Source organism: Aeromicrobium sp. Sec7.5 (assembly GCF_036867135.1).
Lineage (GTDB): Bacteria > Actinomycetota > Actinomycetes > Propionibacteriales > Nocardioidaceae > Aeromicrobium.
Window position 1 is genome coordinate 519,417 of sequence record NZ_JBAJIJ010000002.1, and the last position, 15,527, is coordinate 534,943.

The following is a 15,527-nucleotide window of genomic DNA, read 5'->3' on the forward strand; positions in this document are numbered from 1 at the left end:
AACTTCTGCCGATAGTTGCCGAGGAGCATCGCCAATGAGACGGATCAGTAGCATGCTGGAGAGGCCGGGACGGGCACCGATTCCCCGCCCGCTCTCGGCAGCCGTGTCGTCTTGATCGACCACGCGGGGGCGCGGACCGGTGCGAGCCGGTTGCGCCACGCACCCCTGTCGCGGAAGACGACCGTGGAGGCGCGGCCCCGAGGCGCCGGGGTCGCGCATCCGCTCCCTCGCGAACCTGGTCGTCCACAGGCTCGTCGACGAGATCCGGAGGGCGTCAGAGGGTCGACCTACGGTCGGTCTCGCCCACCTCTCGGAAAGGTGCCCATGATCGATCCCTCCCGTTCTCGCCCGCCGTGGCAGCACGATCCGTGCCCCGCGTGGTGCGTCGTCGAGCACGACGAGGCCGACCTGCTTGCCGACCGCGTCCACGACAGTGCGGGCCGTTACACGCCAGCGGTGCTGGGCGGGCCACTCGAGGGCGAGCAGGCCACCACCGAGCTCCTGATCCTCATGTCGCGCCGGTCCGGCGACGCCGGCGAGTGGGTGTTCGTCGGCCAGCCCGAGCGCGATGGCCACCACCTGTCGCTGAGCCGTGAGGGTGCCGTCCGCGTGGCCCACGAGATCCTGCGACTCGCGTCCGGCAGCGGTTGAACTGCATCGATGCTACTGATGAGTCCGTCGACTTATCCGTAGCATCGAGCGAGAGTGCACGAGTGGCTCAGCACCCGAGGGAGACCATCGGTCTCAAGATCCGCGAGATCCGTCGGGCGCGCGGTCTGAGTCAGCAGGCGTTCGCCGATGAGCTCGGCTTCGACCGCACCTACATCGGGTCGCTCGAGCGCGGCGAGCGCAATCTGACGCTCGACACCGTCGTGGCCCTGGCTGAGCGCCTCGGCGTCGATGTGCTCGAGCTGCTGGTGCCGCCGAGCCGCTGAGCATCGACCTGGCTCCACACGACGACGGTGGGTGGGGAGCCTGTCGGCTCCCCACCCACCGTCGTTCAGCCGCTGAGCGTCAGCTCAGCTGGTGGCGTCCTCGCGCTCGGTAGGCGAGCAGCCCCAGGCCGGCGAGCAGGAACGTCAGACCCAGCGGGATCATCGGTCCCACGTCGCCCGCGCCGGTACCCGGAAGGATCCCGTTGCGGCCGCCGCTGCCATTCGCCCCGTCACCGGCGACAGTGATGTCCTGCCAGCCGATCAGGGCGCCGGCCTCGTCGTAGATCGCGACACGGTGCACCCCTGCTGCCATGTCTGCCGGGATGGTGACCTTGACGGTCCCGTCCGCGGCGACGGTGACGAACCCGAGGTCACGCGGCGACGAGAACAGCACGACTCGCACCCGCTGACCCACACGGTCGGCGCCGACCTGGATCGTGACCTGGTCGCCGGCCTTGACCGGGTTCGGGCTGACCGAGATCAGGTCCTTGAACGCCGGGTCCTCCGGGCGGACCAGCGTCACCGCGAAGTCGTCCCAACCGACCAACGACCCACCGGAGTACACCGCGAGGCGGTGCGTGCCGAGCGGGATGTCACCGGGGACCAGGACCTGGATGGTCCCGTCCGCAGCCACCGTGGCCGGGGCGAGCAGGCGATCCAGGTTCGACAGGTAGACCTGCACCTCCTGGCCGGCGAACGCCGTCCCCACCTGCACCGTGATGGTCGCGCCGGGTGCGGTCGGACCGTCGAGGTCGATGATGACCTCACCGGTCGGCGGGGTCGTGTCCTTCGGACCCACCGGAGCCGTCGGATCGGACTTCGAGACCACAGCCGCCTCATCGCCACGCGTGGCGGTCGAGGCGAACGAGATCTCGGCGCCGAGGTGGTCCTCGGTCAGCGCGAGGGACGTGGTCGTCGCTCCCTCGATCGGCTCACCGTCGGCCAGCCACTGGTTGACGACCGTAACGCCCTGGGTGTCGTTGAACGTCGCCGGCGTGCCGGTGAGCGTCTGCCCGACCTTGGGGGTGCCGGTGACCGTCGGCTCGGTCGTGGCCGCGAGGACCACGAGCACCGGTCCGACCGCGGTCGAGACCGACGGGACGGCCTCCTCGCCACGGGTGGCGACGGACTTGAACTGGATGTTCTGGCCGACGTGATCGGTCGTGAGCACCAGGGTGGTGCCCTCGGCCACGACCTCCTGGCCGCCGATCAACCAGTAGTTGGCGATCGTGACGTCCTCGGTGGTCGAGAAGGTCGCCGGCGTGCCGGTCAGCGTCTGCCCAACCCGCGGGGTGCCCGTGAGGGTGGCCTCGGTCGTGACGACCAGGTCGACCGGGGCGTCCGTGACGGCGCCCGTGGGCACCGACTCAGCCGTGTCCGTCGCCTCGTCGATGGCGCGGGTCGCGGTCTGGACGACCTTGACCTGCTGACCGCGCTGCGCCTCGGTGAGCTCCAGCGTCCCGCCGGTCGCACCCTCGATCGCGGTGAAGGTCTCACCGCTCCCGGCGAACCACTGGAGCGTCGACGTGACGCCCTCGGGGTCCGCCACCGGGGTGGCCGTCAGCGTCTGGCCGATGAACGGCTGACCCGTGACGGTCGGCTGACCGACGATCTCCAGCGGCGGCATCTCGATCGGTCCGAGGTTCTCGGACGCCGAGTTCGCGAACTGCCCCGCGACGTTGCCGGTCGCGAAGAATCGCACCGTCTGTCCGAGGTCCTCGGCGAGCAGGGTGACCTCCGGAACCCCACCTGGCGGGATCGCGACGTATCGCGAGCCGATCAGGAACGCGTAGATCACGGACTCCGGCGGGTACGAGAACGTGCCCGGAACGCCGGTGATCGTGCTGCCCACGAGCAGGTCGCCCGTGATGGTCGCCGGCGTCGCGGCGAACTGGACGATCGGGCCGATGGGTGCCGAGTCCGACGTGACCGTCGCACCCGTCTCGTCGGTTGCCGTCGTGCGGTACACGAGGAACTTGCCCTCGTTCTCCGCACCCAGCGTCAACGGGTTCGCGTCAGTGACGAGCTCGTAGCTCTCCGCCGGCGCATCGGCCGTGTCGGCCCGGTACCAGGCACTCGTCTCGGACTCCGGGGCCCGGTTGAATACCGCCGGGATGCCGATCACGTCCGAGTTCAGCACCGGTACGCCCTCCACCTGAGGCGCTTCGGAAGCGACCAGAGGCGGGGTGGTGACAGGCCCGACGGCCGGCGCGATCGAGGTCGAGGACTGACCTGCGACATCGCCCCGCGCGAAGAACTGCACGGTCTGGCCGACATACGCGTCAAGCACCGGCAGGTCCAGGGAACCGCCCGGCGGGACCGGGATGACTCCGCTCGACCCGACGAGCCAGAAGTACGTCACCGTCTCCGGCGGGTACGAGAAGTCACCTGGGACGCCAGTCAGGGTGCCACCCACCACCGGATCGCCCGTAATGCTCGAGGCCGTCGAGCTGAACTGCACGACCGGACCGATCGGAGTGGAGTCCGAGGTGAACGTCGCACCTTCCTCGTCGGTCGCCGTCGAGCGGTACACGAGGAACTTGCCCTCGTTCTCCGCACCCAGCGTCAACGGGTTCGCGTCGCTGACCAGCTCGTAGCTGTCAGCAGGCGCGTCGGCCGTGTCGGCCCGGTACCAGGCGCTCGACTCGGTCTCGGGCGTGAAGCTGAACTGCGCCGCGATGCCGATGACGTCGGAGTTCAGCACCGGGACGCCTTCGATCTTCGCTGCCTCCACGACACCGGTCGAGCCGGAGTCGATCGGTCCGACCAGGTTGGAGTCGGCGGTCCACGTGGTGCCTTCGGCGTCCTCCACCGTCGTGCGGTAGGCGACGTACTGACCCTGGAGCTCAGCAGTCAGCGGCAACGGGTTCGTGTCACCGATCAGCGTCCACTCGGCAGCCGGCGTGTCCGCCGACGGTGCGCGGTACCACGCGCTGGTCTCGGACGTGGTCTCGAAGTTGAACTCGGCAGCCGTACCCGTCACGGACGTGCCGACGACCGGCAGACCCTCGACCTGCGGCGGGCTCACCACGCCGGGCTCCGGCCCCGCATCCTCCGGACCAAAGATCATCGCCGTGTGGGTGTTCGGCCCCGTCTCCATCGCGACGACCTCATGGCCCTCCAGGTCCACCGGCGGCGGATTCATCAGGGTGTTAAACGACAGGAAGGAGTAGCCCCAGGTCGCGAACTCACCATTCGCCTTCAAGGCCACCTGCCCCTCGTCGCCGAGACCGTTGCTGGACGACAGGGCCACCACCCGCTCGGACGCTACGTCCGCAGGGACCTGTTGTCCCTCAGGGATGCCGCGGTCGTCGGCACCAAAGGCAAGCACCTCTCCCTCGTCCGTGAGCGCGTAGTGGGCGCGCTGCGTCAGCGAAACGTCCACGATCGACGCGTCGCGGACAGCGTCGAAGTTGAACTGGACACGGTTGCTCGAGTTGTCATCCCAGAAGTGCAGATTCCCGTCAGCGGTGCGAGCCACGGCCATCGCGGCGTTGGCCTCGATCTGCACCACGTCGTCGAGGTCCGGGGTGTTGGCGGCGAACCCGTCGAGGCCCCAGGACTCAATCGTCCCGTCACTCTTCAGCAGGACACCGAAGGCCGTTGAAGCGTTCCGCCCGCCCAGCTGCACATCGACCACGCCGGTCGCTACCGCCGGGCTTCGGTACGCAGCGGGGGCCGCCGGCGCATTCGCCCAGGTGACGATCTCACCGAGATCCGTCACAGCGGCCGCCATGCCGCTGTACGTCTCGACGGCCGCCACACGCTTGGTCTTCAGCGAGGACGGGATCAAGGACACGATGCCGCCGGCGTTGCCCTGCGTCACAAGAGCACCATTCGCGGCCACACCCAACGTGGTGTGACCCGTACCCCCGCTCCCCGCAACGGCGACATCCACGAAGGGCGCCTGATCCTGGGGAAAGTTCAAAGTGAACGGCACGATCGGGTCGTACGTGCCGCTCATACCCCAGCCGTAGATCTGCCCGTCCGTGATGGGTTCCGCAGCGGTGGCGGTGTTGGCCATGGAGATCAGGCCACTGACCAGCACACCCGCTACCAGACCGGCGGCGACCCTCCTGCCACGTCGGCGCGGAGAACGGCGGAGATGCTTCATGAATGGCTCCTCGAGAATCGGGGGGTTCTGCACCGGACGGGCGACAGCCCAGATCCCGGCGATGCGGCGACGCTAGGTGTAACCCACGTCACCCCGCCAGCAACATGGCGGAAACAGGAGCGATTTCGACGACTTGGGGTGATTTCTTGTCACCCACCTGACAACTTTTCTCCGAGGTCCCATCCCGCGCGACGTCGTGCAACATCGAAGGTGCGCAGAGGACACGGCGCCCGCTTCGCTTGCGCCAGGCCGACAACGTCAGGTGGCACCCGCCGAGTCAGCGCTCGATCGGGTGGCGAATTCAGGGGCTGGTGAAGGTGAGAGGGTCACTGCCCGCCGGTGGAACGTTGGTCCACGAACCGCTCACCCTGAACGTCTGGTCCTTCGCGAGTCCGGGGATCGGGCACAAGTAGCCCACTGGATCGCCGATGATCTTCAGGCTGTTCGCCGTCGGAGTGACTGTCTGGGTGGCGGTGTCGAAGACACCGGTGACGTCACCCTCCACCGTGAATGAACAGCCCGCGACCGTGATCTGGGCGGAGACGTCCGCCAGCTCCGCCGGCCACCGCGTGCCAGCGGGTTGCCCGGTGATCGAGACCTTGGGAGTGCCCAGCAGCGTGACGTTCGTCAGGCCGCCAAGGGGGTTGGTGCAGTTGCTGGTGCTCAGGTTGTCCAGGGTTCCCGCGTTCTCGCCCAGAGCTCGGCTCGACGCGGGATCGATGACCGTGCCGGCGAAGTTCACCTGCGCACAGGTCAACGTCTGGTTCGCCTGAACGTCCGTGAAGCTGATGTCGCTCCCGACGAAGTTCACTGCCGGGCCACCGCCCGGGGTGAAGGTACCGGAAGCCGCAGTCGTTGTGCCCAGGCCACCCGCGGTGAGCAGAGCAGCCAGGACGATTTGCAGAAGTCCCATGACGTAGGGACCTTTCGAATCAGATCGAGTTGTGCGGTGTCATCGTCAGCAGGGTGAATACGTGCTGCACCCGAGGTGTCCTCAGGGCGCCTCACCCTCCGGCAGCGGCGGCATGGGCGGCGCGGACGTCGGCGGAGCCGGGCAGAAACCGGGAGCGTCGCACTTGAAGATGTCGTCCGGGTCAACCCCGCTGTACATCGGCTGCGCCTGGCTGACGCGCACGGGATTGTTCGGGCCCGAGGCCATCGCCGTGACGATGGAACTCAGGTCGTCGCCCTCGGACGCACAGCCAACGAAGGGTGGGATGTCCACGCCCGTCGAGTCGGGGATCAGTCCGCGGCCGTTGTGCTCGAAGTAGTAGGGCGAGTCGAGCGGGATTCGGGTGCCGGTCGCCAGGCCGTCGAACTGAGCAAGATTGCCCGTGCGCAGGGCCTGGTAACCCTCCTCGCCCCAGAGCCGAAGATCGACAGGGCGTTCCGTCTGACAACTCGGTCCGAGGTCGACCGGCACCCCGTCGATCTCGAGGTCGTGGATTCGAACGTCCGCCTGACCCTCGACCATCGCACGGTAGAATTCCGTCCCGTTCGCGCAGCCTGGGATGTCCGACGATCCCGGAGCCCACACGTGGACCGCCCAGGGAGTCACCTCGCCGCCAGACCGCGTCATCGCCAGACTGATCGTCGCGGTCGCCGGCAGGCTACCGAAGGCCAGCAGGTTAACGCGCACGCTTGGCAGCACGCCGACCTCGTCGAGCTTGCCATCTGGCGTGATCGACAAGGCTGTGAAGTCCGAGAGCACGTACTGCACGAGACCGAATTCGTCTGGAGGCACCGTGGCGCACGCAGGCGCGTCGAACGGCCACGCCACGCGGTTCGCCGCGGAGTACCCGGTGGGGTTCTCGATCGGTTCGTTAGCCCGCCCGTACCGGAGTGCGGCGATGATGGGATTGTCGGGCCCGATCGTGATGTACATCTTCGATGATCGCGCAACAAGCCCCTGGGTCGCCATGACCACACCGGAGGTCTCGTACCCCGATCCACTCGGCAACTCTTCCGCACCCTGAGCGACACCTCTCGCCCCAGGATCAGCGCTCGCAGGCATCACGACTGCGGTGCCGACGAGCACGGCAAGTACAGCCGCTACCCGTCTGGCGTCTGCAGCGAATCGACTGAACGGACTGGGCACCACGGTGGTTCCTCTCACATGCGCTGATCTTGACACGGCTCTGTGCCGGCGACACTGAAGCGTCACCGGCACAGAGGTCCGTCATACCTCGAGCATCACGCAGTTGCGATGAGGAGGTTCGTGCTGCCCGCGGGCGGGGTGTTGGTCCACGAACCGCCGACCTCGATGTCCTGGCCGTTGGCCAGACCCAGGATCCCGCAGAGGAAACCGGAGGGAACACCGGTGATCTTCAGGCCCGAGGCGCCGGTGGCCGGGGTGAACTTCTGGGTCGAGTCGTTGAAGGTACCGGCAACCGTGCCGCCCACCGGGAACGTGCAGCCGGCGGCCGTCACCGTCGCCGCAACGCTGGTGAGACGCGCGGGCGACACCGAGCTGACCTCGTCGCCCGTGATCGTGACACCCCACGTGCCGGTCGGGGTGACCGTGGTGGCACCGGCGATCGGGTTGGTGCAACCGCTGGACGTCAGCGAGCCCAGGTTGCCTGCGTTGGCGCCGATGGCGCGGCTGGTGCCCGGGTTCACGACAGAACCGGCGAGGTTGAACGTCGAACACGTGAGCGTCTGGTTGGCCTGGATGGCCTTGAAGCTGACGCTGCTGCCGACGAAGTTGACGTTCGGTCCACCGCTCGGCGTGAAGGTCGTGGCGGCGTGAGCCGGCGAGCCCATGGCCAGGGTGGTGAGGACGAGTGCCGCAGCGGCGACCAGGCCGGACGTCTTGCGCTTGTTGAACAACTTCATGATTCCCCCTTCAGGGATGTCAATGGCGGCGAGAGCCACCGGGTGGGATACTGCTTCCTCTGGTCGCGGGGCTCGGATCGAACGAGCCCCACGGCCAGGGGTCTGAGGGTCGGTCGCCATCGGCGACCGAAGGATGCGCGCGAGGCGCTGCGAGAAGGCTCGGTACCCGAGCGGCGCGATGGTCACGGGACCGCAATCGTGAGCGGGCCGCTGCCGGCCGGAGGCGTGTTGGTCCACGTGCCCCCGATCTTGATGTCCTGATCCTTGGCCACGCCGATAATCGGGCAGATGAAGCCCGCCGGAGTGCTCACGATCTTGAGTCCCGAGGCAGGCCCAACTGGGGTGAACCGCTGGGTCGCGACGTCGAAGGTGCCATTGGCGACGCCCCCGATCTGGAAGGAGCATCCATTCATCGAGAAGGTCGCATTCACGTTCGTGATCCGCACGGGCCACGTCGACCCCAGGGCGTCACCCGTGACCGTCATGCCCCAAGTGCCAGTTGGCGTGATCGTGGTTGGGCCCATGATGACGTTCGAACAGCCAGCAGAGGTCAGAGTTCCGACGTTCGCCGCGTTCCAGCCAATCGCTCGACTCAATCCAGGACTCGCGATACTTCCCGCCAGATTGAACGTCTGGCACGTCCACGTCTGATTCGCCTGGATGAACGTGAAACTGACGTTCGAGCCGACGAAGTTGACGTTCGGACCACCGCCGGGCGTGTAGGTCGTGGCCGCGGAGGCCGGGGAGGACATGGCCACTGCCAGGGCGAGGGTCGCGGTGAAGGCGATCATGGAGCTGGCGAGTCGCTTGGCGAGAGTCTTCACGGTGCGTCCTTTCGGGGTGTTCCTGCGGCGATGGTCAGTGGTCACACGTGATGGGGGGAGCGCGAGCTCCTGCCGGCTCTGCGGGGCGCACGGGGTGCGCCCCGCAGAGCGGCGTCGAGCTCAGCCGCCGTAGCGCGGGTTGGAGATCGTCAGGTCGAGCGTGTTGTTGCTGCCGGGCACCAGGGCGTTGATCGGCACCGAGCCGAACCACGGGAAGAAGCCCGGGATGTTGAAGAAGTTCAGCGGCGTGCAGCCCGTGAACTTGCCGATCGTGTAGGTCGACGTGACGCGGCCACCCTCGTTGACGGTGAAGAACTCACCCTCGGGCGTGCTGGCGGTGATGTTCGCCGGGCTGATCGTGTGGCAGTTGTTGCCGACCGCCAGCGGGAACCAGACGCCGAAGACCTTGGCCTCGACGCTGCTGATCTTGATGTCGTAGGCGACGTTCGAGACAAGGCGGGCCTTGCCGAGCTCCTCGGTCTGCTGCAGCGCACCGGTGAGCTGGCCGACCTGCGTCAGCGTGACGTTGGCGCGAGCGGGAATCCCGAACACGTCGAACTGCAACTGCTGGGTCGGGATCGGCAGCGTGCCGCCGACGATGTCACCCGTGACGAGGTCAAGGGTCGTCGTGAGCTCGGACGGACCGAGCGGCAGCGTGGAGTCGACCTGCGAGCCGATGTAGCTGGAGCCCACCGCGTCGTACTTGACGGTCAGCGTGGGGTTCGGCTCCTGGGCCTGCACCGCGGGGGCCGCGGTGAGGGCCAACAGGGACAGGGCGGCGGCGCCCAGGAACATGCGGCTCCGGCGGCCGGTCGACGAGAGTGTTTTCACGAGATTCCCCTAAGCGATGACGAATGTGGATGCGATCCGAGCCGGTGTGACCCGGAACACGATCGCGGCGATGTGGTCATTACGGGCTAGTTCCCTGGTGCGCCGCAAGGGGTCGATGGCGAATTGGGCGAAACGAGACCGAAACCTGTCACCCACGTGACAATTTCTCGCTCCACGCCCCCGCCAGGGCCACTGATGCGTCTCGGACCGCCACGCTCCTGGGGATCGGCGGACGCTACGGATAAGTCTGTAGACCCATGAGTGTCCGATCGAGAAGGTGCGGGCGTGCCCTCCCACCTCCAGGTCGTCGTCGGACGCAAGCTCCGCGAGCACCGCACCCGTCTCGGACTCAGTCAGGAACGCCTCGCCGACGACCTCGGATTCCATCGCACCTACCTGGGATCGGTGGAGCGCGGCGAGCGCAACCTGACGCTCGCGTCGGTCGAGCAGCTCGCGGCACGCCTTGGCGTCGACCCGCTCGACCTCCTGCACGACTGACACAGCCCCGCCCGAACGCGGGCGCAAAAGTTGTCACGCGGATCACAAGAATCGACCCGATCCGGGTTCGATCACCGCTCCAGGCTCGACCTTCGTGAGCATTCGTCGTTGACTCACGCTCGAGGGAGCATGCCTGAGACATCGGGCGTGCGTTCTACTGGTGGGGAGGTTCGGCATGCCAACAGCGATCGGCGACATCGAACGAGCACGAGCGGCCAGACCCGCAGGCTCCTCCGAGACGGCCGGCCCTTCCTCGCCGCCCCTGCTCGACGCACTTCCGCCACTCGACGACGACGTCATCGCCGCCTGTCGCCAACGCGCCGACCGTCTGAGCGCCCGGATCTCGGGCCGCATCCACGCAGAGGTCGCTGCGTTCGCCGACCCGTCGATGCACGCCGTCATCACCGAGGCGATCGAGATGTCCGTGGGCTTCTTCATCGACGCCCTCGCCGGGGCACCCACCCGCGGCCGTGCCGTGGGCGACTTCTTCCGCTGGCTCGGACGCGTGGAGGCGGCCGCCGGTCACGACCTCGACGCCATGCGCGCCGCCCACCAGATCGCGACGCAGGAGACCTGGAGCGAGCTCCGCGAGGCCTCGCACGAGCTCGAGCTGCCCGCCACGGCGGTCGGCCAGCTCGCCAACGCCTTGCTCAACTTCCAGAACCAGCTGCTCCAGCACGCGACGCAGGGGTTCACCCTGGTTCGCGCACGTCGGGGCGGCGCACGGAACAGCCCCCGGTCGCTGCTGATCGAGGCGCTGCTCCGCGGCGAGTGTCCCGACCGCATCGAGGAGCTCGCCAGCACCGTCAGCTGGCCCGTGCCGGAATCGGTCTCCGTCATGACGACCACGATGAGCGCGCAGGCCCGCGCCGTCGTGGGGGCCACCACCGGGGCACTCGCGGGCTCGAACGGCAAGCGTCTGGTCGTCATCGTCGACACCGGAGCCGCACCGCGGCTCGCCGAGCACCTCGCACGGCAGGTCAGCGACCCCGTCACCCTCAGCTGGGGTGTCACCCCCGACGAGGTGCACCATGCCGCACGCTGGTCGGCCCGTCTGTTCCGTCTCGCCGCCAGCGGGCAGGTGGCCCCACCCGCCGACGGCGTTCTCCGGTGCGGCGATCACCGCGCCAAGCTGTGCCTGCACGCCGACCCCATCCTGCGCCGCTGCACCGACCGGGAGGTCCTGGCGCCCCTGCTCACCGAGACCCCCAAGCGTCGCTCAGCCCTGGCCGACACCATGCTCATGTGGCTCCAGACCCGTGAGAGCGTGCCCGCCATCGCCGACCGCCTGGGCGTCCACCAGCAGACCGTGCGCCACCGCCTGCGGCGGATCAAGGAGCTGTTCGGCGACCGCCTCTCGGACCCGTCGGAGACAGTGGCCCTGCTCACGGCCCTCGAGTCGGTCACGCCAGGCTGGCGCTCTGACGCCGCCTGAGCTCGCACGCACGAGATGCGCGGGGGCGGGGCGATCACGACCCCCGGGTCGCCCTGAAACTTGTCATGCGGGTGACAATCTTCGGCCGAAACGGCCTCCTCGCGGCACGTCCACCTGCGCCACGACATCCCGTCGAAGCAGGGTGGTGGCGAACATGACGCGCCCCCGCCTCCCGGTAAACCTTCCTGCCGTCGACCCCGCCATTGACCACCCCCCGGTCCGGGGGTGGATGATGTGACCCACGACACGTCGTCGACCTGGGGGGCAGGGCATGAGAAGTGGCGCGACCTGGCGCGAGGCGCCATGACCGTGACGCCCACCCCACGCACGACGCCCGAGCTCGTGGCCGAACGAGCCCGTGCCGTCCGACGCGACGTCCCGAAGGTCGCCAGCGAGATCGCGCTCGCCGTGCGCACCCGCATCCCCAGGTACGACGCGCCCGCCGTGCGGAGCGTCATCGACGAGGCCGTGTCCACGGCGATCCACCGGTTCCTGGACGCCGTGGACGGCGCGCCCCACCGCGACCGCGGGGTCGAGGAGCTCTTCCGCTCCCTCGGCCGCACGGAGGCCCGATCGGGCCACTCGCCGTCGGACCTGCGGGCCGCCGTCCACATCGCCATCTCGGCCTCGTGGCAGTTCCTGCGGCACTCCGACACCTCGGCCACCTCCGACGGCCCGGTGCGCAGCGGGCTGGCCGACGCGGTGTTCGCCTTCGCCGACCACCTCATCGCCGAGGCCGACGCCGGCCACGCCGAGGGCCTCCAGCGACGTGCTGACGACCCGATGCGTGCTCGCGCCCGCCTCGCCGAGAGTCTCCTCGGCGGGCCCCCCCTCTCCGACCTCGACACGGCGGGGTGGACCGTCCCGGAGGTCGTGCTCGTCCTGGTCGTCGAGCTGCCCGGCGACGAGCGCCCGGATCTCTCGGCCGTGGCCCGCACCAGCCTCATCGTGCGCCACGGGCAGCGACTGGTGATCCTCACCGATGCCGCCCGACGCGACGAGGTGCTCGAGGCCGTGCTGGAAGCCGGCACCGGGCGGGTCGGACTCGCCACGGCCAGTGCGTCGGCAACGATTCCTGCGGCGTTCCGCTGGAGCGGACGCGTGCTGACCCTCGTGCAGCGCGGGGTGATCCCCGATCAACGGGTCGTCGATGCGTCCGGCCACCTGACCCAGATCTGGTTGCACGCCGAGCCCGCCCTGCGCCAGTCCCTGGTGCAGTCGCTGCTCGCACCGCTGCTGGCTGAGTCGCCGAACTCGCGCGAGATCCTCTCCGAGACGCTCCTCGTCTGGCTCGAGACCCGCGACAGCGCACCGGCCATCGCGGCGCAGCTCGGCATCCACCCGCAGACGGTGCGCTACCGCTGGAAGCGGATCAACGAGCTGTTCGGCGACGCGCTGCGCGAACCGGAGTTCATCGTGCAGATCACGATGGTCCTCAAGGCCAGCGTGCCGCTGTGGAAGGCCGGCGACCAGTCCGACTTCGAACGCTTCCAGACGGCGGCCGGCGCATGAACGACGTCGTCAGCCTGACCGGGAGCCTCGGCGCCGCCGTCATCGTGCTCGCCGCCGCGGCCGCGTGGTGGTCGGCGCGGCCCCTGGTGGTCGGCTCGGCCCTTCGGCGGTCGGGTGAGAACCAGGCCCGAGTGCGCGGCCGGGGCGCTCTTGAAGCGTTCGAGCGGCTCGACACGCTCGTGATCGACCCGATCGGATCGATCACCGACGGTGAGCCGCGCGTCGTGGGGGTCGAGCCAATCGACCCCGAGCACGACCGCAGCCTGCGCTGGTTCGCCGGAGCACTCCAGCACGGCGAGGACGATCCTGTGGCCAAGGCCGTCTCCCGGCTCGCCGCGCGCGGCGGTGCGACGAACGTGCAACGCCTGCCCGGGATGGGCGTGCTGGGCACGGTCGACCGGCACCCGGTGCGCGTCGGTTCGCCGGAGTGGATCGGCGTCGAGGCCGAGGACGACGGCTGGGGCAAGATCCTCGCCGTCGAGGTCGACGGGCGCGCGATGGGGCGGATCACCGTCGCCGACGCGGTGCGCGAGCAGGCACCCACCACTGTCACGGCGCTCGTCGGCGACGGCTACCAGATTGTCCTGACCGCTCCGGGCGAGGCCGCGGCGCGCCACCTCGCCGGCGCGGTCCCCGACGCCACCGTCGTGTCGACCACCGAGAGGTCCACCGCCGAGGTCGTGGAGGAACTGCTCGGCGACGGCCGCCACATCGGTGCGGTCGGCCGCGGACGCGCCGCCGTGTTCACCTCGGCCGCCGCCACCCCGATGGTCAGCGACGAGCTGGCGAGCGACGCCGCCGGCGTCGAGATGTCCGACGTCGCGATCCACCACGTCGCCGCGGTGCTGCGCCTGCTGCGCGGGGCCCATGGCCGCCTCCGAGCGATGCGTCGCGCCATCGTGCTCGTGGCAGCGGTCGGGTTCATCGCGCTGATCGTCACGCCGACCGGCCCGCCTGACATCGCCGCCACGACCATCACCGTGCTCGCGCTGCCCATCGCCCTCACGGCACCCCTCGCGCGCTGGGGGTGAGGGCGGGCTCCCTCCGCCGCCCAGTCACCTTCCACTCTTCGAGGGCGAGCCGCATTGGCGTTTCCCGGCCGTCCACAGGTTGGCGGAACGGCCGCGGCGCTGGGCGGGGCGTGTCAGAGGTCCGTTCTACGTTCGATCCCGTCCCACTCACGACCCACCGGACGGACCACCACCATGACCTTGGACGACGCCCACCGCCACCTTCAGAACCGCCACGCTGCGTTCAACGGCGACGCCACTGCCATGACCTCCATCCCGGAGATCGAGAGGCCGCCCATTCCTCACGGACTACGCAAGCTCCAAGTCCAGATCTCTCACCTGACCCACGCGGTGGAGTCACTCGTCCAGGAGCTCGACCGCCGTGACAGCACGTCGTGAACGCGCTGGTTCGATCGCGGCCGCCTTCAGACTCGACCATCGGAGCCATGTCCGTCCTGGCACGTCACACGCTCTGCTGAGCCCGACGGGGTGAATATCGAACGATCGTCCGCCGTCGGCGTCTCCCGCACATCCACAGGTCGGCGACTCGGCCGTGGCGCATGTCGGCGCTGCTGCCTAGGCTGCTTGCAGCGTCAGAGGACGCGGACGAGAATGGACAGGTGATCACCGTGCCGCTGGAGACGTGGGTGTCGATCGGGGCCCTGATCGGTGTCAGCCTGTCGCTCGCCGGCCTGATCCTCGCAGCGATCCGCAGCCTGCGCACCGAGATCAAAAGTGACATCGCCCAGATGCGAACCGTGGTCGACCGGCTCGACGATCGCGTCTACACGCTGGCCACCCGACAGTCGACCGGCCCACTCATCGTTCCCCGGTCCCGCGATTGACCGTCAGGTCATCGCACGACGCCAGTCATGACCAACACCTACGCGGACTTCCTGCGGGGCAGGCGTTCGATCTTGAGCCTGTCGCAAGGGGCACTCGCTGACCTCGCCGGGGTCAAGCAACCCACGATCGCTGCCATCGAGTCCGGGAAGCGGACGCCCTCGGCCTCGGCCCGGGCAGCGCTCGACCAGGCGCTGACGACGCAGCCATCGACGGCGTTGGCGGCTCGGCGTCACGAAGTGCGTGACCTGTTCGATCGTGCCGGCCTGCCCGAGCCGCGGGTGTTCGGCTCTGTCGCACGAGGGACCGACCGACCCGACTCCGACATCGATCTCCTGGTCGAGTTCTCCGACCATCACGACATCGTCGATCTGCTGACCCTGCAGCAAGAGCTCGAGACGCTCCTGACCTTCCCCGTGGACCTGGCCGACTCCCGCGCTCGAGGACCGGTCACCACACACGGGCTCACCGAGATCGTGGGTCTGTGACCAACGCCAGCGACTAGGACAAGGTTGACGACCGCTTGGTCTTTGCCGCGCTCGAACGCCGCATCCCCCACCTGCTCGACGCGGTGGACATGGAGGTCTGACCCCGAGGGCGTTGTCACGGGACAAGAGGCTTCGAGGCTCGCTCGTTCCTCGCTCGCACTGGGGGCACCTCCCACGACGAAGTCGTAGGGGGACAGCCAAC

General features: G+C 68.7%; 15 protein-coding genes. 9 read left to right on the forward strand and 6 right to left on the reverse strand.

All coding sequences use genetic code 11. The features are described from left to right. Positions 1-324 precede the first annotated feature (324 nt). Both V6S66_RS15845 and V6S66_RS15850 read left to right on the forward strand, forming a co-directional pair. A complete protein-coding gene (locus tag V6S66_RS15845) occupies positions 325-651 on the forward strand; it encodes a DUF6907 domain-containing protein (RefSeq protein ID WP_334207751.1) in 327 nt (108 codons plus the stop codon). Positions 652-713: 62 nt separating this feature from the next. Then, on the forward strand, positions 714-935 hold the full coding sequence (locus tag V6S66_RS15850; RefSeq protein ID WP_334207752.1) for a helix-turn-helix domain-containing protein: 222 nt from the start codon (positions 714-716) through the stop codon (positions 933-935). Positions 936-1,014: 79 nt separating this feature from the next. On the opposite strand, the gene V6S66_RS15855 is transcribed toward V6S66_RS15850, so the two are convergent. The 6 genes from V6S66_RS15855 to V6S66_RS15880 all read right to left on the reverse strand — a co-directional run bounded on the left by V6S66_RS15855 (position 1,015) and on the right by V6S66_RS15880 (position 9,539). Beyond that, complete coding sequence (locus V6S66_RS15855; protein WP_334207753.1) at positions 1,015-4,959, reverse strand: hypothetical protein; 3,945 nt, start codon at positions 4,957-4,959, stop codon at positions 1,015-1,017. Positions 4,960-5,350: 391 nt separating this feature from the next. After that, on the reverse strand, positions 5,351-5,962 hold the full coding sequence (locus tag V6S66_RS15860; RefSeq protein WP_334207754.1) for a hypothetical protein: 612 nt from the start codon (positions 5,960-5,962) through the stop codon (positions 5,351-5,353). Positions 5,963-6,043: 81 nt separating this feature from the next. After that, on the reverse strand, positions 6,044-6,970 hold the full coding sequence (locus tag V6S66_RS15865) for a hypothetical protein (protein WP_334207755.1): 927 nt from the start codon (positions 6,968-6,970) through the stop codon (positions 6,044-6,046). Positions 6,971-7,242: 272 nt separating this feature from the next. Further along, a complete protein-coding gene (locus V6S66_RS15870; RefSeq protein ID WP_334207756.1) occupies positions 7,243-7,884 on the reverse strand; it encodes a hypothetical protein in 642 nt (213 codons plus the stop codon). A gap of 182 nt (positions 7,885-8,066) precedes the next feature. Next, positions 8,067-8,708, reverse strand: a complete 642-nt coding sequence (locus tag V6S66_RS15875; protein ID WP_334207757.1) for a hypothetical protein — start codon at positions 8,706-8,708, stop codon at positions 8,067-8,069. Positions 8,709-8,828: 120 nt separating this feature from the next. Further along, positions 8,829-9,539, reverse strand: a complete 711-nt coding sequence (locus V6S66_RS15880; protein ID WP_334207758.1) for a hypothetical protein — start codon at positions 9,537-9,539, stop codon at positions 8,829-8,831. A 285-nt stretch (positions 9,540-9,824) separates the two neighbouring features. Here V6S66_RS15880 and V6S66_RS15885 point away from each other — a divergent pair, with 285 nt between their 5' ends. The 7 genes from V6S66_RS15885 to V6S66_RS15915 all read left to right on the forward strand — a co-directional run bounded on the left by V6S66_RS15885 (position 9,825) and on the right by V6S66_RS15915 (position 15,325). After that, positions 9,825-10,037 carry a helix-turn-helix domain-containing protein gene (locus tag V6S66_RS15885; protein WP_334207759.1) on the forward strand — a complete coding sequence of 71 codons (213 nt, stop codon included), beginning with the start codon at positions 9,825-9,827 and terminating at the stop codon, positions 10,035-10,037. Positions 10,038-10,212: 175 nt separating this feature from the next. Beyond that, the gene (locus tag V6S66_RS15890; protein ID WP_334207760.1) at positions 10,213-11,472 is read left to right on the forward strand and encodes a helix-turn-helix domain-containing protein; all 1,260 of its coding nucleotides are present in this window, start codon (positions 10,213-10,215) and stop codon (positions 11,470-11,472) included. Positions 11,473-11,775: 303 nt separating this feature from the next. Beyond that, positions 11,776-12,984: a helix-turn-helix domain-containing protein gene (locus V6S66_RS15895; protein WP_334207761.1), complete on the forward strand. Its 1,209-nt coding sequence runs from the start codon at positions 11,776-11,778 to the stop codon at positions 12,982-12,984. Beyond that, positions 12,981-14,015 (forward strand): hypothetical protein, encoded by a 1,035-nt coding sequence (locus tag V6S66_RS15900; RefSeq protein ID WP_334207762.1) that lies wholly within the window; start codon positions 12,981-12,983, stop codon positions 14,013-14,015. The genes V6S66_RS15895 and V6S66_RS15900 overlap by 4 nt, the downstream gene beginning before the upstream one ends. 174 nt (positions 14,016-14,189) lie before the next feature. Continuing rightward, complete coding sequence (locus tag V6S66_RS15905) at positions 14,190-14,393, forward strand: hypothetical protein (protein ID WP_334207763.1); 204 nt, start codon at positions 14,190-14,192, stop codon at positions 14,391-14,393. A 161-nt stretch (positions 14,394-14,554) separates the two neighbouring features. After that, positions 14,555-14,839, forward strand: coding sequence for a hypothetical protein (locus V6S66_RS15910; RefSeq protein ID WP_334207764.1), 285 nt, complete (start codon positions 14,555-14,557; stop codon positions 14,837-14,839). Positions 14,840-14,866: 27 nt separating this feature from the next. Beyond that, complete coding sequence (locus V6S66_RS15915) at positions 14,867-15,325, forward strand: nucleotidyltransferase domain-containing protein (protein WP_334207765.1); 459 nt, start codon at positions 14,867-14,869, stop codon at positions 15,323-15,325. The last annotated feature ends 202 nt before the right edge of the window (positions 15,326-15,527 follow it).